The organism is Streptococcus sp. Marseille-Q5619 (genome assembly GCF_946901205.1).
In the GTDB taxonomy this organism is placed as follows: Bacteria; Bacillota; Bacilli; order Lactobacillales; family Streptococcaceae; genus Streptococcus.
The window spans coordinates 221,133-241,918 of the sequence record NZ_CAMPPO010000002.1 but is presented as its reverse complement, the minus strand read 5'-3'; the positions used below and the strand labels follow the sequence as shown (position 1 = coordinate 241,918).

Genomic DNA, 20,786 nt, shown 5'->3' with positions numbered 1-20,786 from the left:
GTATACTAATAACTGTAATTGACAAATGTAGATTTAGGAGGTGTGATTATGCAGATTTCAGATGCAGAATGGCAGGTCATGAAGATTATTTGGATGCAAGGAGAGCAGACCAGTACGGATTTAATCAGGGTTCTGGCAGAGCGGTTCGACTGGTCCAAATCGACCATTCAAACTCTTTTGGCTCGTTTGGTTGAGAAAGAGTGTCTGACAAGGAAAAAAGAAGGCAAGTCCTTTGTCTATTCAGCCCTTTTAACTTTGGATCAAAGTCGGGATTTACTTGTCCAAGATATCAAGGACAAGGTTTGTTCTCGTAGGATTAAGAACTTGTTGGCTGATTTGATTATGGAATGTGATTTTACTCAGGCTGACTTGGAAGACTTGGAAGCTGTGATTTCTGAGAAGAAATCAAGCGCTGTAACAGAAGTAAAATGTAATTGTATGTAAAGGAGACGTCATGTTAAATAGTATTGTAACCATTATTTGTATTGCCCTTATCGCGTTTATCTTGTTTTGGTTTTTCAAAAAGCCTGAAAAATCTGGACAAAAGGCCCAGCAAAAAAAGGGCTACCAAGAGATTCGCGTGGAAGTCATGGGAGGCTATACGCCTGAGTTGATTATTCTCAAGAAATCAGTGCCAGCCCGTATTGTCTTTGACCGTAAGGACTCTTCACCCTGTCTGGACCAAATTGTTTTTCCAGATTTTGGTGTGCATGCGGACCTGCCTATGGGGGAAGAGTATGTAGTGGAAATCACGCCTGAGCAGGCTGGAGAGTATGGTTTCTCTTGTGGCATGAATATGATGCACGGTAAGATGATTGTAGAATAGGAGAATGATATGACTGAAATTGTAAAAGCAAGTCTTGAAAATGGTGTTCAAAAAATCCGTATCACGGCAGACAAAGGCTACCATCCAGCCCACATTCAACTGCAAAAAGGAGTTCCTGCTGAGATTATCTTTCATCGTGCTACTCCTTCAAACTGTTATAAGGAAATTCTTTTTGAAGAAGAAGGCATCTTGGAACCAATCGGCGTGGATGAGGAGAAAGTCATTCGTTTTACACCTCAAGAATTAGGGCAACATGAATTTTCTTGTGGCATGAAGATGCAAAAGGGAAGTTATACAGTCGTAGAGAAGACTCGAAAATCTCTATCACTTTTACAGCGTTTTTGGATTACTAGTATCTTTACTGTGCCTCTTGTGATCCTCATGATTGGGATGTCGACAGGAGGAATTAGTCACCAAGTCATGCGTTGGGGCACCTTTTTAGCCACAACACCGATTATGCTAGTAGCAGGTGGTCCTTATATCCAAAGTGCTTGGGCTAGTTTTAAAAAGCACAATGCCAACATGGATACCTTGGTTGCTCTGGGAACCCTAGTGGCCTATTTCTATAGCTTAGTTGCCCTCTTCGCTGGTCTCCCCGTTTACTTTGAAAGTGCTGCATTTATCTTCTTCTTCGTTCTTATGGGAGCCGTTTTTGAGGAGAAAATGCGGAAAAATACTTCCCAAGCTGTGGAGAAATTACTTGACTTGCAGGCTAAAACTGCAGAAGTCTTGCGTGAGGATAACTATGTTCAAGTCCCCTTGGACCAAGTCAAGGTAGGTGACCTGATTCGAGTGCGTCCCGGTGAAAAGATTGCGGTTGATGGTGTCGTAGTAGAAGGTGTCTCCAGTATTGACGAATCCATGGTGACAGGTGAGAGTCTGCCTGTGGACAAGACAGTTGGAGATACTGTCATTGGCTCAACCATCAATAATAGTGGAACTCTTGTCTTTAGAGCAGAAAAAGTTGGTTCAGAGACTGTTTTGGCTCAGATTGTCGATTTTGTGAAGAAAGCTCAGACAAGTCGTGCGCCGATTCAGGACTTGACGGATAAAATTTCAGGGATTTTTGTCCCAGCAGTTGTCATTTTAGGGATTGTGACCTTTTGGGTTTGGTTCGTCTTGCTCAGGGATAGTGTAGTCGTGCTTGGAGCTAGCTTTGTGTCCTCTCTTCTCTACGGAGTGGCGGTTTTGATTATCGCCTGTCCTTGTGCCTTGGGACTTGCAACACCAACAGCCCTTATGGTGGGGACAGGACGCAGTGCCAAGATGGGAGTTCTCCTCAAAAATGGAACGGTTCTACAGGAAATCCAGAAAGTCCAAACTATTGTCTTTGATAAGACTGGGACTTTGACGGAAGGGAAACCTGTGGTAACAGATGTCATCGGCAACGAAGCAGAAGTGCTTGGATTGGCAGCTTCCTTGGAAGAAGCTTCTCAACACCCACTGGCTGAAGCCGTTGTGAAACGAGCGAGTGAAGCTGGACTTGAGTTTCAAACTGTTGAAAATTTCCAAGCCTTGCACGGAAAAGGTGTCTCAGGGCAAATCAATGGAAAACAAGTTTTGCTTGGAAATGCTAAAATGCTGGATGGCATGGATATTTCTAGCATTTATCAAGAAAAACTAGAACAACTGGAAAAAGAAGCTAAGACAGTTGTGTTCTTGGCTGTTGAGAATGAAATCAAAGGCTTGCTTGCTCTGCAAGATATTCCAAAGGAAAATGCTAAGCTTGCCATCAGTCAGTTGAAAAAACGTGGTCTTAAAACAGTCATGCTGACAGGAGACAATGCAGGTGTGGCGCGTGCTATTGCGGATCAGATCGGAATCGAAGAGGTCATTGCAGGTGTCTTGCCAGAAGAAAAAGCCCATGAAATCCATAAACTACAAGCGGCTGGGAAAGTAGCCTTTGTTGGGGACGGTATCAATGATGCCCCTGCCCTCAGTGTAGCAGATGTGGGAATTGCTATGGGTGCTGGAACAGATATTGCCATCGAGTCAGCAGATTTGGTGTTGACAACTAATAACCTCCTAGGAGTGGTACGTGCCTTTGACATGAGTAAGAAAACCTTTAATCGAATTCTGCTCAATCTTTTCTGGGCCTTTATCTACAATGTCGCCGGAATTCCGATTGCAGCAGGAGTCTTTTCAGGTGTTGGACTGGCCCTCAATCCAGAACTAGCTGGTCTAGCCATGGCCTTTAGTTCTGTATCTGTTCTGACTAGTTCACTCTTACTAAACTTTAGTAAAATAGACTAAAAGTAATGACTAGATTTCTTTGTTATAAAACAGGAATGGCAGCATTTTCAAAACTGTATTAGAATAGAGAATAGAGAGTTTTGAGCAGATTTTTAGAAAAGTCAACATAAATATGATACAGTGGAATAGTAAAAGTTTGGAGAACGTTTCCAATTCTATGTAATCGTATTCTCCAAGTCTAAAAAAATTGAAGGAGAGTTATCACTATGACTCAAGGGAAAATTACTGCATCTGCAGCAATGCTTAACGTATTGAAAACATGGGGCGTAGACACAATCTACGGTATCCCATCAGGAACACTCAGCTCATTGATGGACGCTTTGGCTGAAGAAAAAGATATCCGCTTCTTGCAAGTTCGCCACGAAGAAACAGGTGCTCTTGCAGCGGTTATGCAAGCTAAATTCGGTGGCTCAATCGGGGTTGCAGTTGGTTCAGGTGGTCCAGGTGCGACTCACTTGATTAACGGTGTTTACGATGCAGCTATGGATAACACTCCATTCCTAGCGATCCTTGGATCACGTCCAGTTAACGAACTCAACATGGATGCTTTCCAAGAATTGAACCAAAACCCAATGTACAACGGTATCGCTGTATACAACAAACGTGTAGCTTACGCTGAGCAATTGCCAAAAGTTATTGACGAAGCTTGCCGTGCTGCAGTTTCTAAAAAAGGTCCAGCTGTTGTTGAAATCCCAGTAAACTTTGGTTTCCAAGAAATCGACGAAAACTCATACTATGGATCAGGTTCATACGAGCGTTCATTCATTGCTCCTGCCTTGAACGAAGTTGAAATCGACAAAGCTGTTGAAATCTTGAACAACGCTGAACGTCCAGTTATCTATGCTGGTTACGGTGGTGTTAAAGCTGGTGAAGTGATTACTGAATTGTCACGTAAAATCAAAGCACCAATCATCACAACTGGTAAAAACTTTGAAGCCTTTGAATGGAACTATGAAGGTTTGACAGGTTCTGCTTACCGTGTTGGTTGGAAACCAGCCAACGAAGTGGTCTTTGAAGCAGACACAGTTCTTTTCCTTGGTTCAAACTTCCCATTTGCTGAAGTTTACGAAGCATTCAAGAACACTGAAAAATTCATCCAAGTTGATATTGACCCTTACAAACTTGGTAAACGTCACGCCCTTGACGCTTCAATCCTTGGTGACGCAGGTCAAGCAGCTAAAGCTATCCTTGACAAAGTGAACCCAGTTGAATCTACTCCATGGTGGCGTGCAAACGTTAAGAACAACCAAAACTGGCGTGATTACATGAACAAACTCGAAGGTAAAACTGAGGGTGAATTGCAATTGTACCAAGTTTACAATGCAATCAACAAACATGCTGATCAAGATGCTATCTACTCAATCGACGTAGGTGACACTACTCAAACATCTACTCGTCACCTTCACATGACACCTAAGAACATGTGGCGTACATCTCCACTCTTTGCGACAATGGGTATTGCCCTTCCTGGTGGTATCGCTGCTAAGAAAGACAATCCAGATCGCCAAGTATGGAACATCATGGGTGACGGTGCATTCAATATGTGCTACCCAGACGTTATCACAAACGTTCAATACGACCTTCCAGTTATCAACGTTGTCTTCTCAAATGGTAAATATGCCTTCATCAAGGACAAATACGAAGACACAAACAAACACTTGTTTGGTTGTGACTTCTCTAATGCTGACTATGCGAAAATCGCTGAAGCGCAAGGTGCTGTAGGATTTACAGTTGACCGTATCGAAGACATCGATGCAGTTGTTGCAGAAGCTGTTAAATTGAACAAAGAAGGTAAAACTGTTGTGATCGATGCTCGCATCACTCCACACCGTCCACTTCCAGTAGAAGTACTTGAGTTGGATCCAAAACAACACTCAGAAGAAGCAATCAAAGCCTTCAAGGAAAAATACGAAGCAGAAGAACTCGTACCATTCCGTCTCTTCTTGGAAGAAGAAGGATTGCAATCACGCGCAATTAAATAATTTCTCTCGTCGAAAATCAAGTGTAAACTGTGTTATCTTCACCTCGCCGTACTCCAGTACTGCCTGCGGTTCGATACCTTGTTTATTCTTTGATTTTCATAGAGAGAAACTTGAAAAGATCGGAGCAATCCGGTCTTTTTATGGAGGAGAGTAAATGGATTTAAATCAATTAGATATTATCGTTTCAGATGTTCCCCAAGTCTGTGCTGACTTGGAGCATATCTTGGATAAAAAGGCAGATTATGCTGATGATGGTTTTGCTCAGTTTACTATTGGCAGTCACTGTTTGATGTTGTCCCAAAATCATTTGGTTCCTTTGGAAAATTTTCAGTCAGGAATCATTCTTCATATCGAGGTTGAGGATGTAGACCAGAATTACCAACGGTTGAAAGAGCTTGGTATCCAGATTGTAAACGGTCCAGCTGTAACCGATTGGGGAACAGAGTCCTTATTAGTTAAAGGTCCAGCTGGTCTAGTGCTTGATTTTTATCGTATGAAATAAGGTGCTTAGTCGTTTGACGTTAACCTTAGCTATTTTTAAAACAGAAATTGAGAATATGAACTATTGAAAAGATCGGAGCAATCCGGTCTTTTTAATATAAAGAAATTGCATATAAATAGTTGATAGCGTTTTCTTAAAGTCATATAATAAAAATATAAAAGCAGAAAATAAGATTGATATGGAAAGGAGAAATGTTTTTTTAACAGCTGTTGTAAGTGGATTTTCTTATTTCACTGGAAGTTGGGATTGGAATATATCCATGAATAGATAGAGAGCAACCTTTTTAAAAATGTAGAAAGGAGTAGTCTATGTATAACATACTAAAACGAAGCCTTGCAACTTTTTCCTTTGTTTTAATTGCTTTTGTTAGCCTTTTCTTTATTAGCCAATATAAAAGTGAAATGTTGGGTGGATACAGTAAGATGATTTCTGTAGAGAAATCTACTACTACCATTAAGAAGGATTTAGAAGAGATTGCAAAAGATAAACAGAGTGTTTTAGCTCGTAGGATTGTTTCTGTAAAGGATAATGTTAGGGGAAAGACAGAAAATACCTATATACCAATTGGAGGTGAACTACCTGTAGATTTACCATTACAACAAGATCAAAACCTAATCCAAAATGCATCTGATGATACCTTATATTTGATTGTAAGAGGAAACTTAAGTGCACAGGAACTAGCACAAACTTTAAACCAAAAAGGACATCAAGCAATTGTTGAACAATCAAGTTCTGGTTTGACTTTGTTAAAGGTATTTTTGACTTATCCTCAATCGATTACTTTTACATTAGTTTTGATAATTGCTTTTGGGACTCTGACACTAGCTGACTACATAGCCAAACTGCGTTCTGTAAGTATAGAACGATTGTCAGGTAGAGGGAAATATCAAATTGCTTTGAGAAATATTAGCAAAGATAGTATTTTCTTAATATTGATAGCAAGTATAGTTTATTTAGCGACAGTTTTATTCTTATTCTCTACTAGAACTGTAAACATTTTGTCCTTAAGTCTAGTATTTTATCCTTTGCTTTCTTGGTTATTTCTTTTACTTTTTTTAAATTTCTTTTTATCAAATATTTTTTACCATATTTTACAAAAGCAAGCTCTTAATCTATCCATAAAAGGTAAGGCACATTTGCATCTTGTGTTCATTTTGGTTATTTTGACGCAGTTACTATCTCTTTTAATCGTGATGTATAGCGTTTATGGTGTTGTTAACTTAAATCAACAATTGTCAACATTACAAGTGGGACGAGATGAATGGAGTAAGCATTCTAATTATTTTGCTACTAATGAATTATATACTGGAGAGTCAAATAAAGACAGAGAAGCAGAAGTAGCTTTTTATTCAGAACTTAGTCAAAAAACAAATCTCCTTTATATAGATACAAATTTAGATAGAATTGCTTTTCAAAAGAATTCTTCAGCTAATTCTTATTATCCTACCCCAGATATGGTATCAAATGAAATTCGTGTGAATCGACGTTTTATTGAAACAAGTGGCATTCAGTTGAGTATGGAAGCTCAAGTATTCTTTGAACAAATGGGAGATTTTGATCGTCTCGTTTTAATACCTAAGAATCAAGAATCAAACTTTTCAGAATTACATAAGGCTTGGTTGCGATATGAACAAAAAGGCTTTGCTCCAGACGATGCTCCTGTAAAAAAGAAAGATCCTAATGAGAAAATTGAGATAGCCACTTATCAAGGCGGTGAAAATCTATTTGTTTACCCAATCTTTACTTCGGCTAATTACTTAGTGAATCAAAATGCTTTTGTTCATGAACCAATTATTACTGTGTTTGGCTCTGCTTATGAAAATAGAACAATTCGCCAATTTTCTTTGGCACATTATATTTTTGATAAACCCGAGGTAGTGAAAGAATTGATTTCTAAATACAAGTTAACAGCTAGTATTGGTAGTTTTTCAAATGGCATGTATTCATTTGAAAATAGAATTCAAAAAGTAGAGACAGATAGATTTATATTATTTTTTGCGATGATGATTAGTTTTGTGAGTTCCATTTTATTGATGGTGTTACTAAACACTCTTTACCTCTATCAAGGGCGCAAAACTTATTTCATTGAGAGATTAGCAGGTAAGTCACTTTTTGAAATTCATCATGTTTATTTTTCAATTTTATCTAGTAGCTATATTTTTTGTACTTTATTGTCGGTAATATTAGGCTTTAATTTGTTTGTGATTTCTATTCCTTTGCTCTCATTGCTATTATTTACAGGAATTTTTCTTCTTCAACTGAGACAAGATAAAAAGGCTAATATTTTATATCTAAAAGGAGGTTAGTATGATTGAATTGAAAGATATTTGTAAACAATTTGATGATTATGTTATTTTTAAAGACTTTAATTATCAATTTCATGAAGGTCAGACCTATGCTTTGATAGGTGAGTCTGGAGCAGGCAAAACAACTCTTTTAAATATTATAGGTAAATTAGAAACTGTCCAAAGTGGCTCAGTAGAAGTTGATGGTAAGGACTTAAAACAAATTAAGGAAAAAATCTATTTTAAGGATTATGTAAGCTACTTATTTCAAAATTATGGTTTAATTGAGAATAAGAGTATTAAAGATAATTTAGAACTTGCATTTATTGGGAGAAAAGAAAGCAAAAAAGAACAAGAAGCTCTTATGAGAGAAGCCTTGAAACATGTTCATTTACAATTAGATTTAAAACGTAAGATTTTTACTCTTTCAGGTGGTGAAGCACAGCGTGTCGCAATTGCTAAAATAATGTTGAAAGATTCCCCAATAATCTTAGCAGATGAACCAACAGCCTCTCTTGATAGTAGGAATAGTCGTGAAATTATTGACCTTATTCTTGGATTACGAAATGAAAAACGTACGATTATTATTGCAACTCATGATAGTAGTGTATATGAACGAATGGATCAGGTTGTAGAAATTAGAAAGGAAAAGATATGAAAACAAAATTTAGTTTAACAACAATTTTTTTCCAAGTAATGATTTTTGGTTCTTCTCTCTTTGTAATACTGACTCAGTTTGGCTTACTGCGTCAACCTACAAAGCTAATTATACAGATGATTTGCTTACTAAGTTTGTTATCTTTAGCTATTGCGATTTGGAATTATGTACGTGAAGAAAAAGACTGAACAGATCGGAGCAATCCGGTCTGTTTCTTATTACAAGACTGTGATAGTTTACATTTTTATAATAAAAGTCTTAAATTCTTGCTTGTTTTTGTATTAAATTATAAAATAGAAAGTATAAAAGAATAAAAGAGGTTTTGAAAATGTCTGAAAAACAAATGAAAGTGTTGGGTTGGGCAGCGACCTTTATGTCTGTTATGATGTATGTGTCATATTTCCCACAAATCATGAATAATCTTGCCGGTCAAAAAGGCAACTTCATTCAACCCCTAGTCGCAGCTATCAACTGTAGTCTCTGGGTTTACTATGGTCTTTTCAAGAGGGAAAGAGATATTCCACTTGCAGCTGCTAATGCACCAGGTATCGTTTTTGGTTTAGTAACGGCTATCACAGCTTTGATTTAAAAAGAAGACTGCTTTCAGATTTTTTCTTTTATGAAAATAAATGTTTCATTAAAGTAATTTTTGAATGAGAGTTGAGGGAAAAAGTCCAGTTACAGCTAGCTTTACGAGAGTTTTTTATGTTCGTCTCTATCAAAGAAGAAAGTATATCGTTACTATTTTTATAAAATTTTCTCCCTACTTTATAAGATGTTAAAAAGAGTTCAATTCGAATTCTTTTTTTGCTATAATGAGGGGAGAAAAATCAGACAGGAGATTAAGATGTCAGAACCATTATTTTTACAATCAGTTATGCAAGAAAAAATCTGGGGTGGAACCAAGCTACGTGATGAGTTTGGCTACGACATCCCAAGTGAAAAAATAGGGGAATACTGGGCCATCTCAGCTCATCCAAATGGAGTTTCAAAGGTGGCAAATGGTCGTTACGAGGGAACAGATCTAGCTACTTTGTATGCGGAGCACCGTGAATTGTTTGGCAATCGTCCTGAGCCTGTATTTCCGCTTTTGACTAAGATTCTGGATGCCAACGACTGGCTCAGCGTCCAAGTTCACCCAGACGATGCTTACGGACTCGAGCATGAAGGCGAACTTGGAAAAACAGAATGCTGGTACATCATCGCTGCGGATGAAGGTTCAGAGATTATCTACGGTCACAATGCCAAGTCAAAAGAAGAACTCCGCCAGCAAATTGAGGACAAGAATTGGGATACTTTGTTGACAAAAGTACCAGTTAAGGCTGGAGATTTCTTCTATGTACCAAGTGGCACCATGCACGCTATCGGGGCAGGTATCTTAATCCTTGAAACCCAGCAGTCTAGCGATACCACCTATCGTGTCTATGACTTTGACCGTAAGGACGACAAGGGGAACTTGCGTGAACTTCACCTTGAAAAATCCATTGATGTATTAAACATTGGTGAGCCAGCAAATAGCCGTCCTGTAACTGTCAAAGCAGATGATTTGCGTTCAACTCTCCTTGTATCCAATGATTTCTTTGCAGTTTACAAGTGGGAAATTACTGGAAAAGTTGACTTCGAAAAGACAGCTGACTACAGCTTATTCAGTGTCTTGGCTGGTCAAGGTCAACTGACTGTTGACGGAAAAAACTATCCAATCCAAAAAGGTAGCCACTTTATCCTACCAAGTGATGTTGAAACTTGGACTCTGGAAGGGCAAGGTTTGGAATTGATTGCTAGCCATCCATAAAAAAAAGAAAGGGCCTGAGTTCACTACTCAAGTCCTTTTTGATTACATAAATTGGGCGATAAAGACCACGATGATGATGATTGGAATAATAAAGCGAAGAAGGAAGAGCCAGACTTGGAACAGTCCCTGTTTCCATGCTCTTTCATCGAGATGGAGTTCCTCCATAGCAAGAGCCTTTTTGAAGATGTAGCCTGTAAAAAGTGAAAGGCAGAGGGCTCCAAATGGCATGAGAAGATTGGAAACCAAGAAGTCCATAGCGTCAAAGAAGGTTTTACCGAAAATGTGAATATCTGCCATGACACCGTAAGAAAGGGCTGAAGGAATACCAAAAACAAAGGTCAAGATTCCTAAAATAGTACTCCACTTAGTACGTTTGCTGTTGTCCTGATTGGTGATATTGCCTACATTGATTTCCAACATAACGACAGAAGAAGTGACTGTCGCAAAGAGGAAGAGCAAGAGGAAGAGGATGTAGAAAATGGTTCCCAAAGGCATCTTGTCAAAGAGTTGAGGTAAGACGATAAATAGCAAGCTTGGTCCCCCTTCAGACTGGATATTGAAGGCTGACATGGCTGGGAAAATGGCGAGACCTGCCATGATGGACACCGAGATGTTCATTGCTACGATAGAAATTCCTGACTGGACTAGATTGGTTTTCTTATCCAAATAAGAAGCATAGGTCAGCATGGCTGTAACCCCTAGTGAGAGGGCAAAGAAAGATTGTCCCAGAGCATAGAGGAGACCAGCACTTGTCAGCTTAGAGAAGTCTGGTTTTAGGAAGTAAAGAACCCCTTCCATGGCATTTGGCAAACTGAGAGAGCGCCCAATGATGACAACAAAGATGATAAAGAGCAGGGGCATCATGACTTTCGAAGCTCTTTCAATCCCTTTTTGAACCCCACGTGATACAATGAAGATATTCAATAGGATAAAGGCTGCTTGAGCTCCTAGGGCAATGGCTGGATTTGAAATGATTGAAGTAAATAACTGAGCATAATCACCCGTTCCACCAAGTTGGAACAATTTTCCAAACTCAATGCCTAGATAGACTAAAATCCAGCCACCAATAACACTGTAAAACGATAAAAGGATAAAAAGGGCAAAGGCACCAATCCAACCGATAAAGTTGTACTTGCTATTCTTTCCTAGTTTTCCAAAGGTTTTGATAGCTGAGACACCAGCACTTCGGCCGAGGGCAAACTCAGCTAGCAAAAGGGGAAAACCGATTAGAATAGTGGAGATGAGAAAGACTAGTAAAAAGCCTCCTCCACCGTTAGCAGCAGTCATATAAGGAAATTTCCAAACGGCTCCAAGTCCGATGGCTGAACCAGCAGATGCTAGGATAAAGCCCAGTTTAGAACCCCATTGCGATTTTTCAGACATAGTTAAACTCCTAAAATTAGTATTACAAAAGAAAAAGCTACTGCCCTTGGCAAATAGCCTCATCAGTACTCAAAATGAGCCTTTCTTTTGATTGATAGACTTGACTATCCTATCATGTTTTCTAAGGTCTGTCAAGAAAACCATTTTCATGTTATGATAAAGTAAAAAATTTCGCAAAAACGCTTGACTCTGACCTAGGGGGAGGGGTTATACTATCAATGTAATACTCTTCGAAAATCAAATTCAAACCACGTCAGCGTCGCCTTACCGTACTCAAGTACAGCCTGCGGCTAGCTTCCTAGTTTGCTCTTTGATTTTCATTGAGTATAAGGAGGAAATCATGTACCATATAAAAGAAGCTGCCCAGCTTTCGGGTGTCTCTGTCAAGACCCTGCATCACTACGACAAGATAGGACTCTTAGTTCCTTTAAAGTTAGAAAACGGTTATCGAACCTACAGTCAGGAGGATTTGGAACGCCTTCAGGTCATTCTTTACTACAAATATCTAGGTTTTTCTTTAGAAAAAATAGCAGAGCTGTTAAAGGAAGATAAATCAGATTTATTGCCTCACTTGACTAGACAGTTGGACTATTTGACTCGAGAAAGGCAACATCTGGATACCTTGATTTCCACCTTGCAAAAAACCATTCAAGAACAAAAAGGAGAAAGAGAAATGAGCATTCAAGAGAAATTCGCAGGATTTAACTATCAAGACCATCAAAAATACCACCAAGAGGCGGTAGAGAAGTATGGACAAGATGTGATGGACCAAGCGCTGGAGCGCCAAAAAGGTCACGAAGACGAAGCTACGGCTGCCTTCAATCAAGTCTTTCGAGCCTTGTCACAAAATCTTCAAGCTGGTCTACCTGTAACAGCAACCGAAAATCAAGAAGAAGCCGCTAAACTCTTGCAAGCCATCCGTACTTATGGATTTGACTGCTCTATTGAGGTATTTGGTTATATCGGTAAAGGCTACGTCTACAACCCAGAATTTAAGGAAAACATTGACAAATTTGGACCTGGAACAGCCCAGTACACATCAGATGTGATTGCCTATTATGTCCAAACTCAGACAAAATAAAATCGGAGGAGCATTCTTCCGATTTTTACTAAATTCAAGCACTACTTGCTTAATAATTTTTCTACTACATTTAGTTTTCGCATGGTCAAATCTACATTAAAAAGCTTTTCAAGATAGTTGGTACTGAGCTTTTTTCGTTTTGCAGTTCTAGGGAGATAGAGGTAAAGACAATGGTTACCGATACAAATTTCTTCTTCACCGTAATCAATTTTCAATTTTTCTAAAGGGAGACTTTGAATAGATTCTTGATAAAAAATCACATGTATACGGTCATAAAGATAGTGTTCTCCAAACGGGTTTTCTTGGACAATTTTTTTAAAATCACTTTTGTTCTTGATAACCATTTTTAAGTCGGCCCCAATTTTTTCCTTTATCAGAGTATGAACACATTCTCGTATTTCTTCTAAATCTAAATCACTTTCAAGAATGATATTCCCACTTTGAATATAGGTTCGAACTTGTTGAAAACCGGCTTCTGTTAAGATATCTACTAGATAAGACATTTTAGGGATAGCATTTTTTCCATTAGGAGTAACTCCCCTTAACAAGATAATATGTTCCAAAGGACTTCCTTTCTTTTGGGGCTGATTTAGCCATTAAATAATTCAGATTTAGATTGGGTTTGATCCCGCCACCCAACCAGTACAAAGGGCAGAAGTGATGTTAAACCCACCCGTGTGGGCATTGATATCCAGTACCTCGCCAGCAAAGTGGAGTCCAGGTACCAGCTTACTTTCTAGAGTTTTGGGATTGATTTCCTTGAGACTGACGCCCCCTTTGGTAACAAAGGACTTAGCAAGGGACATTTTACCAGTTACAGGAATTTTAAGTCCCTTGATAGACTGGACAAGTTGTTCGCGTTCCTTTTCAGTCAGTTGTTTGACTTTGTCAGGATAGCCTGGCACAAAAAATTCTGCCAAGCGTTCTGGAAGTAAAGTTTTTAAGGCATTTTTTAGAGATTTTTCCCGATTTTCTTCTAGAAATGTAGCCAAGTCTTTCTCAGAAAGTTGAGGTAGAACATCCAGTGAGAGAACCTCTCCGCCCTTGACAAAGCTGGACATACGCAGAGCAGCAGGGCCTGACAAACCAAAGTGGGTAAAGAGCAAATCGTGAGTGATGACATGCTTACCATAGCTTAGGGTCACATCGTCCAATGAAATTCCTTGCAAGGCCTTGTGTGGAAAATCTGTCAACAAAGGACTTTCAGCGGCTTCAAGATCGGTAATGGTATGCTTAAAATGACGGGCAATCTCGTGACCAAAACCAGTCGAACCAGTAGAGGGATAGGATTTCCCACCAGTTGTGACAATGAGTTTCTCACAAGTGAAGGTTTGGTCTGCGGACTTAAGGACAAACTGGTCGTCTATCTTTTTAACCGAAACAATCTCCGTTTGAGTAGCAACTCGACCACCGAGTTCAGTGATTTTCTTTTCCAAGGCCTCGATAATGGTCCGAGACTTGTCACTAGCAGGAAAGACGCGTCCGTGGTCTTCGACCTTAAGTTTAACACCATTTTCTGTAAAAAAATTAATGATATCATGGTTATCAAATTGGGAGAAGACACTGTAGAGAAAGCGCCCATTTCCAGGGATGCCAGCTAGTAGGTCATCTAGAGTTCCGTTGTTGGTTACATTGCAACGTCCCCCACCAGTACCAGCTAATTTTTTTCCAAGTTTCCGATTTTTTTCGATGAGGAGGGTTTTCTGTCCATAAAAGCTACTGGAAATCGTAGCCATCATACCAGCAGGACCTCCACCAATGACGATAGTATCAAAATGTTTCATAGCTCTATTGTACCACAAAAAAATAAGAGATGAAGTCACCTCTTGTCAAGAATGCAATTAATCAATTTCATACCCCATCAGCAAACCACCATCTTCTGCATAAAAACTGCAGAGACCAGATGTTGGGAGAATTTTAATATCCGCCTGTGGGAAGGTTTCACGTATTCGGTCTGAAAGCTGTTGGCAACATTTCTCGTTATTACGTTGGGCCATGACAATACGGCCACCAGCATATCCAGCTTTAATGATTTCATCATAGGCAGCTTGAACTGATTTCTTTGGTCCTCGTGCTTTTTGTAGCAATTCGAGAGTTCCAGTTTCACTAGCTTCTCCGACCATACGGATATTGAGAAGGCCAACGACCGTACCGATAAGCTTGCTCAAACGGCCGTTCTTCACCAAGTTATCGACTTTAGCTAGGACAAAAAGTAACTTGGTTTTTTCTTGATAGGCGGTGATAGCTTCAACCACTTCTTCAAAAGATAAGCCCTGGTCGATCAAGTCATTCACTTTTTCTACGAGCAAGTCAACTTCCCCACCAGCAGACAAACTATCAATTATATGAATTTTAGTATCAGGATGTTCTTCCAGATAAATATTTTTTGCTAGTTGAGCACTATTGTGGCTTCCAGAAAGAGTACCAGTGATGGTTACTAGGAAAATGTTTTTGGCTCCTTCAAATGCTCGCAAATAATCATCTGGGCTTGGACAAGCTGATTTTGAAGCTTCTGCAGTTGCATACATGGTTTCCATCATTTGGTCAATGTCAAGACTGGCATCATCAACAAAGACCTGATCAGCTACTTGAATGGTTAAGGGCACACTTACAAAGGTCGTGTCAATAGCTGGTCTTGCCAGCTGACGATAATCACAACCAGAGTCAGCAATAATCTTCCAAGTCATAGAAATTCTCCATCTTTGTCAGTTATACATTGACAAAGGTTCTGTCTTTTTTTACAATTATATCATGAAAGCCCTTGAAACAAAAGCCTCATCCGTCTGTTGTGACAAGTAGAAAGAAAATGTTATGTCTGAACGTAGAATCTCTGAAAAGTCTCTTGAAAATCTCAGAAAATCAAACCAAGAATCCAATTTATTAACTAGAGAAGCCATCGAAACAGCCCTCTTGCAACTCTTGGAAAAAAAGGACCTGACCAAGATTAGTATTTCTGAATTGGTCAAACGTGCAGGCGTTTCTCGTGCGGCCTTTTATCGCAATTATGATTCCAAAGAGGAGATTTTAGAAAGCGTATTTAAACGAACTGTCCACAATATTATGGAACAGTTGCATCATTATGATTTAAAGACAGACCTTTATCTGGTCTGGGTTCACCTTTTCCGAGAAGCAAGAAAGGAAGCCAGAGTGATTCAACTTGCCTTAGATTACCATCTGGAAAAAATCTTTGTCCAAGCCATGCAGGAGTTTCTGGAAAAATACCATGGAAAATCAAAAGGTGTCAGCTCTTATCTTCATTCCTTCTGGAGTTCAGCCATCGTCTCAGTCCTTTTAAAATGGATCAAGGATGGCATGAAGGTACCTGCTGAAAAGATTGCAGATTTACGGTTACCATTTTTTAAAAAATAGAGAAAAAGGAGAAGAGATATGACTGAAGAAAGACTAGCATGGGATGAGTATTTTGCAGCCCAAGCTCTACTAATTGCCAATCGTTCCACTTGTAAACGTGCCAAAGTGGGCGCAATTCTGGTAAAGGATAATAAGGTTATTTCAACTGGTTACAATGGTTCAGTGTCAGGAACCGAGCATTGTATTGACCACGAATGTCTGGTCATTGAAGGCCACTGTGTTCGCACCCTTCACGCTGAGGTCAATGCTATCCTTCAAGGTGCAGAACGTGGTGTTCCTAAAGGCTTTACAGCCTATGTAACCCATTTTCCTTGTCTGAATTGTACCAAACAATTGCTTCAGGTCGGTTGTAAGCGTGTGGTTTATATCAACCAGTACCGAATGGACGACTACGCCCAATACCTTTATCAAGAAAAGGGAACAGAATTGACTCATTTACCACTTGAGACAGTACAGACAGCTCTTAAAGAGGCTGATTTAATGTGAAAAATTATCAAAAATAAATGGTTTAGAAAGATTTTTAAACCGTTTTTTGGTATAATAAGAAGAATAAATTGAAAGAAGGAATTCCAAAAATGGGAAAAATTGAAGTTATTAATCATCCACTGATTCAACACAAATTGTCAATCTTGCGTCGTACAGATACTTCTACAAAAGCTTTTCGTGAGCTAGTAGATGAGATTGCAATGTTGATGGGGTATGAAGTACTTCGTGATCTTCCACTAGAAGATGTAGAAATCGAAACACCAATCACAAAAACAGTTCAAAAACAATTGGCAGGTAAGAAATTGGCTATCGTTCCAATCTTGCGTGCAGGTATCGGGATGGTTGATGGACTTTTGAGCTTGGTTCCAGCTGCTAAAGTTGGCCACATCGGTATGTACCGTGATGAAGAAACGCTTCAACCAGTTGAGTACTTGGTGAAATTACCTGAAGATATTGACCAACGTCAAATTTTTGTGGTAGACCCAATGTTGGCAACAGGTGGATCAGCAATCTTGGCTGTTGACTCTCTTAAAAAACGTGGCGCATCAAATATCAAATTTGTCTGCCTTGTATCAGCACCAGAAGGTGTAAAAGCCCTTCAAGAAGCTCATCCAGATGTAGAAATCTTTACAGCAGCCTTGGATGAACGCTTGAACGAACACGGTTATATCGTTCCAGGTCTTGGAGATGCTGGGGACCGCTTGTTCGGTACAAAATAAAATCGAAAAGAAGAATGAATTGGAAAAGAATTTCCAGTCGTGAAAGGAGGTTGAATTTTTGTTTCTGTCTGATGAAAACAGAGCAAAAATTTGACCTTTTTTGACCAAGATATTATAATAGTCTTATCTTCAGTCATTTGACCAACAAAATTAAAACTCAAAAGGAGAAATAAATGATTCCTGTAGTTATTGAACAAACAAGCCGTGGAGAACGTTCCTACGATATTTACTCACGTCTTCTTAAAGACCGCATCATTATGCTGACGGGCCCAGTTGAAGACAATATGGCCAACTCAGTTATTGCCCAGTTGCTTTTCTTGGATGCCCAAGATAGTACAAAGGATATTTACCTTTATGTTAATACACCTGGGGGTTCCGTTTCAGCTGGTTTGGCAATCGTTGATACCATGAACTTTATCAAGGCAGATGTCCAAACCATCGTTATGGGAATGGCTGCATCTATGGGGACGGTCATTGCATCAAGTGGAGCAAAAGGCAAACGTTTCATGCTTCCAAATGCTGAATACATGATCCACCAACCAATGGGCGGTACAGGTGGTGGTACTCAACAAACCGATATGGCGATCGCTGCAGAACACTTGCTCAAAACTCGTAATACCTTGGAAAAAATCTTAGCTGAAAATTCAGGTCAGTCAATCGAAAAAGTCCATGCAGATGCAGAACGTGATAACTGGATGAGCGCCCAAGAAACACTTGAATATGGCTTTATTGATGAAATCATGGCCAATAATTCATTGAATTAATGATGATAGAAGGCAAACTCGACTGGGTTTGCTTTTTTTGATATAATAGGGAGAGATTTCTTAGAAAGAGGATTTATCATGTTTGAAAAAGTCAATCGATCTGGCTTGATTATCTATCTTTACTATAATCGTGATGCCAAAAAACTGCAGGATTATGGAGATATTACCTATCATTCCAAGAAACATCGTTACTTACAGCTTTATGTTCCAACTCAAGAAGTGGAGCAATTGGTCGGGCGCTTGGGCAAGGAAAAATTTATAAAAAAAGTTAGAGTTTGTCATATCCAAGAGTTGGAAACACCCTTTGTGGGCAATCTTTATCGAGAGGAAAACGTTATCATCGAAAAAGTCTAAGAAAAGTGTTGACAATTTTCTGATAATTCGGTATATTCTTAACATGCTATTTATTTAAGAATAAGGAGACAAAAAAGATGAAGAAAAAATTTGCCCTATCGTTTGTGGCGCTTGCAAGTGTAGCACTTCTTGCAGCCTGTGGAGAAGTGAAGTCTGGAGCGTCAAACGCTGCTGGTAATTCAGTAGATGAAAAGACAATCAAAATTGGATTTAACTTCGAGGAAACTGGTGCCGTAGCAGCCTACGGAACATCTGAACAAAAAGGTGCCCAATTGGCCGTTGATGAAATCAATGCAGCAGGTGGTATCGATGGAAAACAAATCGAAGTAGTCGATAAAGATAATAAGTCTGAAACTGCTGAGGCGGCTTCAGTAACAACTAACCTTGTAACCCAATCTAAAGTATCAGCAATCGTAGGACCTGCGACATCTGGTGCAACTGCAGCTGCTGTAGCTAACGCTACAAAAGCAGGTGTTCCATTGATTTCGCCAAGTGCGACGCAAGATGGATTGACTAAAGGTCAAGATTACCTCTTTATCGGAACATTCCAAGATAGCTTCCAAGGAAAAATTATCTCAAACTATGTTACTGAAAAATTAAACGCTAAGAAAGTTGTTCTTTACACTGACAATGCCAGCGACTATGCTAAAGGTATTGCTAAAGCCTTCCGTGAAGCTTACAAAGGTGAAATCGTTGCAGATGAAACTTTCGTAGCAGGTGACACAGACTTTCAAGCAGCCCTTACAAAAATGAAAGGGAAAGACTTTGATGCTATCATCGTCCCTGGTTACTACACTGAAGCTGGTAAAATTGTAAACCAAGCGCGTGGTATGGGAATTGATAAACCAATCGTTGGTGGTGATGGATTCAACGGTGAAGAGTTTGTACAACAAGCAACTGCTGAAAAAGCATCAAACATCTACTTTATCTCAGGCTTCTCAACTACTGTAGAAGTTTCAGCTAAAGCAAAAGCTTTCCTTGATGCTTACCGTGCTAAGTACAACGAAGAGCCTTCAACATTTGCAGCCTTGGCTTATGACTCAGTTCACCTTGTAGCAAACGCAGCAAAAGGTGCTAAAAACTCAGGTGAAATCAAGGATAACCTTGCTAAAACAAAAGATTTTGAAGGTGTAACTGGTCAAACAAGCTTCGATGCAGACCACAACACAGTCAAAACTGCTTACATGATGACCATGAACAATGGTAAGGTTGAAGCAGCAGAAGTTGTAAAACCATAATAGAAAAATGTTGAAATAGGGAATGAGCCGTTGACTCACTCCCTGTTTCGATGTTTAATACTCTTCGAAAATCTCTTCAAACTGCGTCAACTTCGCCTTGCCGTACTCAAGTACAGCCTGTGGCTAGTTTCCTAGTTTGCTCTTTGATTTTTATTGAGTATAAGAACCTATCAAAAAGTGAGGGGAAACCCTCAAAATTATAAATAGAAAGAGTGAATCTTATGCTCCAACAACTAGTAAATGGTTTGATTCTAGGTAGTGTTTATGCGCTGTTAGCCCTAGGATATACCATGGTTTACGGAATTATCAAGCTCATCAACTTCGCCCACGGTGATATTTATATGATGGGAGCCTTTATCGGTTATTTCTTGATTAATTCTTTCCAAATGAATTTCTTTGTAGCTCTTATTGTAGCTATGTTAGCGACAGCCATTCTTGGTGTCGTGATTGAGTTCCTTGCTTACCGACCTTTGCGTCACTCTACTCGTATTGCTGTTTTGATTACGGCTATTGGGGTTTCTTTCTTATTGGAGTATGGCATGGTCTATCTGGTTGGTGCCAATACCCGTGCCTTCCCTCAAGCGATTCAAACAGTTCGCTATGATTTGGGACCAGTTAGCCTAACAAACGTGCAGTTAATGATCTTGGCCATTTCCTTGATTTTGATGATTTTGTTACAGGTCATTGTCCAAAAGACTAAGATGGGGAAAGCCATGCGTGCTGTATCTGTAGATAGCGATGCAGCGCAATTGATGGGGATCAATGTAAACCGTACTATCAGCTTTACCTTTGCTTTGGGTTCTGCTCTTGCGGGTGCGGCTGGTGTTCTGATTGCCCTCTATTATAACTCTCTTGAGCCTTTGATGGGAGTTACTCCAGGTCTTAAATCTTTCGTTGCCGCAGTACTTGGTGGTATCGGAATCATTCCTGGTGCTGCTCTTGGTGGATTTGTAATTGGTCTATTGGAAACCTTTGCGACAGCCTTTGGGATGTCAGACTTCCGTGATGCCATTGTTTATGGAATCTTGTTGTTGATCTTGATTGTCCGCCCAGCTGGTATCCTTGGTAAAAATGTGAAAGAGAAGGTGTAAACG

General features: G+C 39.5%; 22 protein-coding genes. 18 read left to right on the top strand and 4 right to left on the bottom strand.

Going from position 1 to position 20,786, the window contains the following annotated elements:
• Positions 1–48 precede the first annotated feature (48 nt).
• From OC530_RS02340 to manA, 10 genes are all read left to right on the top strand, one after another.
• Positions 49–444: a CopY/TcrY family copper transport repressor gene (locus OC530_RS02340; protein WP_261053892.1), complete on the top strand. Its 396-nt coding sequence runs from the start codon at positions 49–51 to the stop codon at positions 442–444.
• A gap of 10 nt (positions 445–454) precedes the next feature.
• Positions 455–826, top strand: coding sequence for a cupredoxin domain-containing protein (locus OC530_RS02335; RefSeq protein WP_262079147.1), 372 nt, complete (start codon positions 455–457; stop codon positions 824–826).
• 9 nt (positions 827–835) lie between these two features.
• Positions 836–3,079 carry a heavy metal translocating P-type ATPase gene (locus OC530_RS02330; protein WP_262079145.1) on the top strand — a complete coding sequence of 748 codons (2,244 nt, stop codon included), beginning with the start codon at positions 836–838 and terminating at the stop codon, positions 3,077–3,079.
• A gap of 206 nt (positions 3,080–3,285) precedes the next feature.
• Positions 3,286–5,061: a pyruvate oxidase gene (gene spxB, locus OC530_RS02325; protein ID WP_112443465.1), complete on the top strand. Its 1,776-nt coding sequence runs from the start codon at positions 3,286–3,288 to the stop codon at positions 5,059–5,061.
• A gap of 154 nt (positions 5,062–5,215) precedes the next feature.
• Positions 5,216–5,563: a VOC family protein gene (locus tag OC530_RS02320; RefSeq protein WP_173213768.1), complete on the top strand. Its 348-nt coding sequence runs from the start codon at positions 5,216–5,218 to the stop codon at positions 5,561–5,563.
• A gap of 308 nt (positions 5,564–5,871) precedes the next feature.
• Positions 5,872–7,869 (top strand): DUF1430 domain-containing protein, encoded by a 1,998-nt coding sequence (locus tag OC530_RS02315; protein WP_112443467.1) that lies wholly within the window; start codon positions 5,872–5,874, stop codon positions 7,867–7,869.
• Position 7,870: 1 nt separating this feature from the next.
• Complete coding sequence (locus tag OC530_RS02310) at positions 7,871–8,506, top strand: putative bacteriocin export ABC transporter (RefSeq protein WP_112443468.1); 636 nt, start codon at positions 7,871–7,873, stop codon at positions 8,504–8,506.
• On the top strand, positions 8,503–8,694 hold the full coding sequence (locus OC530_RS02305) for a hypothetical protein (protein ID WP_000850052.1): 192 nt from the start codon (positions 8,503–8,505) through the stop codon (positions 8,692–8,694). The genes OC530_RS02310 and OC530_RS02305 overlap by 4 nt, the downstream gene beginning before the upstream one ends.
• 140 nt (positions 8,695–8,834) lie before the next feature.
• Positions 8,835–9,095, top strand: coding sequence for a SemiSWEET family transporter (locus OC530_RS02300; protein WP_173275620.1), 261 nt, complete (start codon positions 8,835–8,837; stop codon positions 9,093–9,095).
• Between the two features lie 258 nt (positions 9,096–9,353).
• On the top strand, positions 9,354–10,298 hold the full coding sequence (gene manA, locus OC530_RS02295; protein ID WP_124787759.1) for a mannose-6-phosphate isomerase, class I: 945 nt from the start codon (positions 9,354–9,356) through the stop codon (positions 10,296–10,298).
• 42 nt (positions 10,299–10,340) lie between these two features.
• On the opposite strand, the gene OC530_RS02290 is transcribed toward manA, so the two are convergent.
• Complete coding sequence (locus tag OC530_RS02290) at positions 10,341–11,681, bottom strand: sodium-dependent transporter (RefSeq protein ID WP_262079140.1); 1,341 nt, start codon at positions 11,679–11,681, stop codon at positions 10,341–10,343.
• 340 nt (positions 11,682–12,021) lie between these two features.
• Between OC530_RS02290 and OC530_RS02285 the strand changes: the two genes are divergently transcribed.
• Positions 12,022–12,762, top strand: coding sequence for a MerR family transcriptional regulator (locus tag OC530_RS02285; protein ID WP_033685220.1), 741 nt, complete (start codon positions 12,022–12,024; stop codon positions 12,760–12,762).
• A gap of 41 nt (positions 12,763–12,803) precedes the next feature.
• Here the strand turns inward: OC530_RS02285 and OC530_RS02280 are convergent, their stop codons facing one another.
• Genes OC530_RS02280 through OC530_RS02270 form a run of 3 tightly spaced genes read right to left on the bottom strand, consistent with a single transcriptional unit; the run spans position 12,804 to position 15,449 of the window.
• The gene (locus tag OC530_RS02280) at positions 12,804–13,325 is read right to left on the bottom strand and encodes a DUF1697 domain-containing protein (RefSeq protein ID WP_020903482.1); all 522 of its coding nucleotides are present in this window, start codon (positions 13,323–13,325) and stop codon (positions 12,804–12,806) included.
• A gap of 48 nt (positions 13,326–13,373) precedes the next feature.
• Entirely contained in the window at positions 13,374–14,546 is a 1,173-nt protein-coding gene (locus tag OC530_RS02275) for an NAD(P)/FAD-dependent oxidoreductase (protein WP_023947244.1), read from the bottom strand.
• A gap of 57 nt (positions 14,547–14,603) precedes the next feature.
• Positions 14,604–15,449 carry a DegV family protein gene (locus OC530_RS02270; protein ID WP_024057020.1) on the bottom strand — a complete coding sequence of 282 codons (846 nt, stop codon included), beginning with the start codon at positions 15,447–15,449 and terminating at the stop codon, positions 14,604–14,606.
• 124 nt (positions 15,450–15,573) lie between these two features.
• On the opposite strand from OC530_RS02270, the gene OC530_RS02265 reads away from it, so the two are divergent.
• From OC530_RS02265 to OC530_RS02235, 7 genes are all read left to right on the top strand, one after another.
• The gene (locus tag OC530_RS02265; RefSeq protein ID WP_000004136.1) at positions 15,574–16,131 is read left to right on the top strand and encodes a TetR/AcrR family transcriptional regulator; all 558 of its coding nucleotides are present in this window, start codon (positions 15,574–15,576) and stop codon (positions 16,129–16,131) included.
• An 18-nt stretch (positions 16,132–16,149) separates the two neighbouring features.
• Positions 16,150–16,617, top strand: a complete 468-nt coding sequence (locus tag OC530_RS02260; RefSeq protein WP_023947240.1) for a cytidine/deoxycytidylate deaminase family protein — start codon at positions 16,150–16,152, stop codon at positions 16,615–16,617.
• An 89-nt stretch (positions 16,618–16,706) separates the two neighbouring features.
• Positions 16,707–17,336, top strand: a complete 630-nt coding sequence (upp, locus tag OC530_RS02255) for a uracil phosphoribosyltransferase (RefSeq protein WP_000515974.1) — start codon at positions 16,707–16,709, stop codon at positions 17,334–17,336.
• 173 nt (positions 17,337–17,509) lie between these two features.
• Complete coding sequence (clpP, locus tag OC530_RS02250) at positions 17,510–18,100, top strand: ATP-dependent Clp protease proteolytic subunit ClpP (protein ID WP_000613475.1); 591 nt, start codon at positions 17,510–17,512, stop codon at positions 18,098–18,100.
• Positions 18,101–18,178: 78 nt separating this feature from the next.
• The gene (locus tag OC530_RS02245) at positions 18,179–18,454 is read left to right on the top strand and encodes a YlbG family protein (RefSeq protein ID WP_000462122.1); all 276 of its coding nucleotides are present in this window, start codon (positions 18,179–18,181) and stop codon (positions 18,452–18,454) included.
• 77 nt (positions 18,455–18,531) lie between these two features.
• Entirely contained in the window at positions 18,532–19,692 is a 1,161-nt protein-coding gene (locus OC530_RS02240) for an ABC transporter substrate-binding protein (protein WP_020903477.1), read from the top strand.
• A gap of 221 nt (positions 19,693–19,913) precedes the next feature.
• Positions 19,914–20,783, top strand: a complete 870-nt coding sequence (locus OC530_RS02235) for a branched-chain amino acid ABC transporter permease (RefSeq protein WP_000941427.1) — start codon at positions 19,914–19,916, stop codon at positions 20,781–20,783.
• The last annotated feature ends 3 nt before the right edge of the window (positions 20,784–20,786 follow it).

What these genes read in the sequence shown, in the direction of transcription:
- OC530_RS02340 (WP_261053892.1), top strand. Translation starts at nt 49, where the DNA reads ATGCAGATTTCAGATGCAGAATGGCAGGTCATGAAGATTATTTGGATG.
- OC530_RS02335 (WP_262079147.1), top strand. Translation starts at nt 455, where the DNA reads ATGTTAAATAGTATTGTAACCATTATTTGTATTGCCCTTATCGCGTTT.
- OC530_RS02330 (WP_262079145.1), top strand. Translation starts at nt 836, where the DNA reads ATGACTGAAATTGTAAAAGCAAGTCTTGAAAATGGTGTTCAAAAAATC.
- spxB (WP_112443465.1), top strand. Translation starts at nt 3,286, where the DNA reads ATGACTCAAGGGAAAATTACTGCATCTGCAGCAATGCTTAACGTATTG.
- OC530_RS02320 (WP_173213768.1), top strand. Translation starts at nt 5,216, where the DNA reads ATGGATTTAAATCAATTAGATATTATCGTTTCAGATGTTCCCCAAGTC.
- OC530_RS02315 (WP_112443467.1), top strand. Translation starts at nt 5,872, where the DNA reads ATGTATAACATACTAAAACGAAGCCTTGCAACTTTTTCCTTTGTTTTA.
- OC530_RS02310 (WP_112443468.1), top strand. Translation starts at nt 7,871, where the DNA reads ATGATTGAATTGAAAGATATTTGTAAACAATTTGATGATTATGTTATT.
- OC530_RS02305 (WP_000850052.1), top strand. Translation starts at nt 8,503, where the DNA reads ATGAAAACAAAATTTAGTTTAACAACAATTTTTTTCCAAGTAATGATT.
- OC530_RS02300 (WP_173275620.1), top strand. Translation starts at nt 8,835, where the DNA reads ATGTCTGAAAAACAAATGAAAGTGTTGGGTTGGGCAGCGACCTTTATG.
- manA (WP_124787759.1), top strand. Translation starts at nt 9,354, where the DNA reads ATGTCAGAACCATTATTTTTACAATCAGTTATGCAAGAAAAAATCTGG.
- OC530_RS02290 (WP_262079140.1), bottom strand. Translation starts at nt 11,681, where the DNA reads ATGTCTGAAAAATCGCAATGGGGTTCTAAACTGGGCTTTATCCTAGCA.
- OC530_RS02285 (WP_033685220.1), top strand. Translation starts at nt 12,022, where the DNA reads ATGTACCATATAAAAGAAGCTGCCCAGCTTTCGGGTGTCTCTGTCAAG.
- OC530_RS02275 (WP_023947244.1), bottom strand. Translation starts at nt 14,546, where the DNA reads ATGAAACATTTTGATACTATCGTCATTGGTGGAGGTCCTGCTGGTATG.
- OC530_RS02270 (WP_024057020.1), bottom strand. Translation starts at nt 15,449, where the DNA reads ATGACTTGGAAGATTATTGCTGACTCTGGTTGTGATTATCGTCAGCTG.
- OC530_RS02265 (WP_000004136.1), top strand. Translation starts at nt 15,574, where the DNA reads ATGTCTGAACGTAGAATCTCTGAAAAGTCTCTTGAAAATCTCAGAAAA.
- OC530_RS02260 (WP_023947240.1), top strand. Translation starts at nt 16,150, where the DNA reads ATGACTGAAGAAAGACTAGCATGGGATGAGTATTTTGCAGCCCAAGCT.
- upp (WP_000515974.1), top strand. Translation starts at nt 16,707, where the DNA reads ATGGGAAAAATTGAAGTTATTAATCATCCACTGATTCAACACAAATTG.
- clpP (WP_000613475.1), top strand. Translation starts at nt 17,510, where the DNA reads ATGATTCCTGTAGTTATTGAACAAACAAGCCGTGGAGAACGTTCCTAC.
- OC530_RS02245 (WP_000462122.1), top strand. Translation starts at nt 18,179, where the DNA reads ATGTTTGAAAAAGTCAATCGATCTGGCTTGATTATCTATCTTTACTAT.
- OC530_RS02240 (WP_020903477.1), top strand. Translation starts at nt 18,532, where the DNA reads ATGAAGAAAAAATTTGCCCTATCGTTTGTGGCGCTTGCAAGTGTAGCA.
- OC530_RS02235 (WP_000941427.1), top strand. Translation starts at nt 19,914, where the DNA reads ATGCTCCAACAACTAGTAAATGGTTTGATTCTAGGTAGTGTTTATGCG.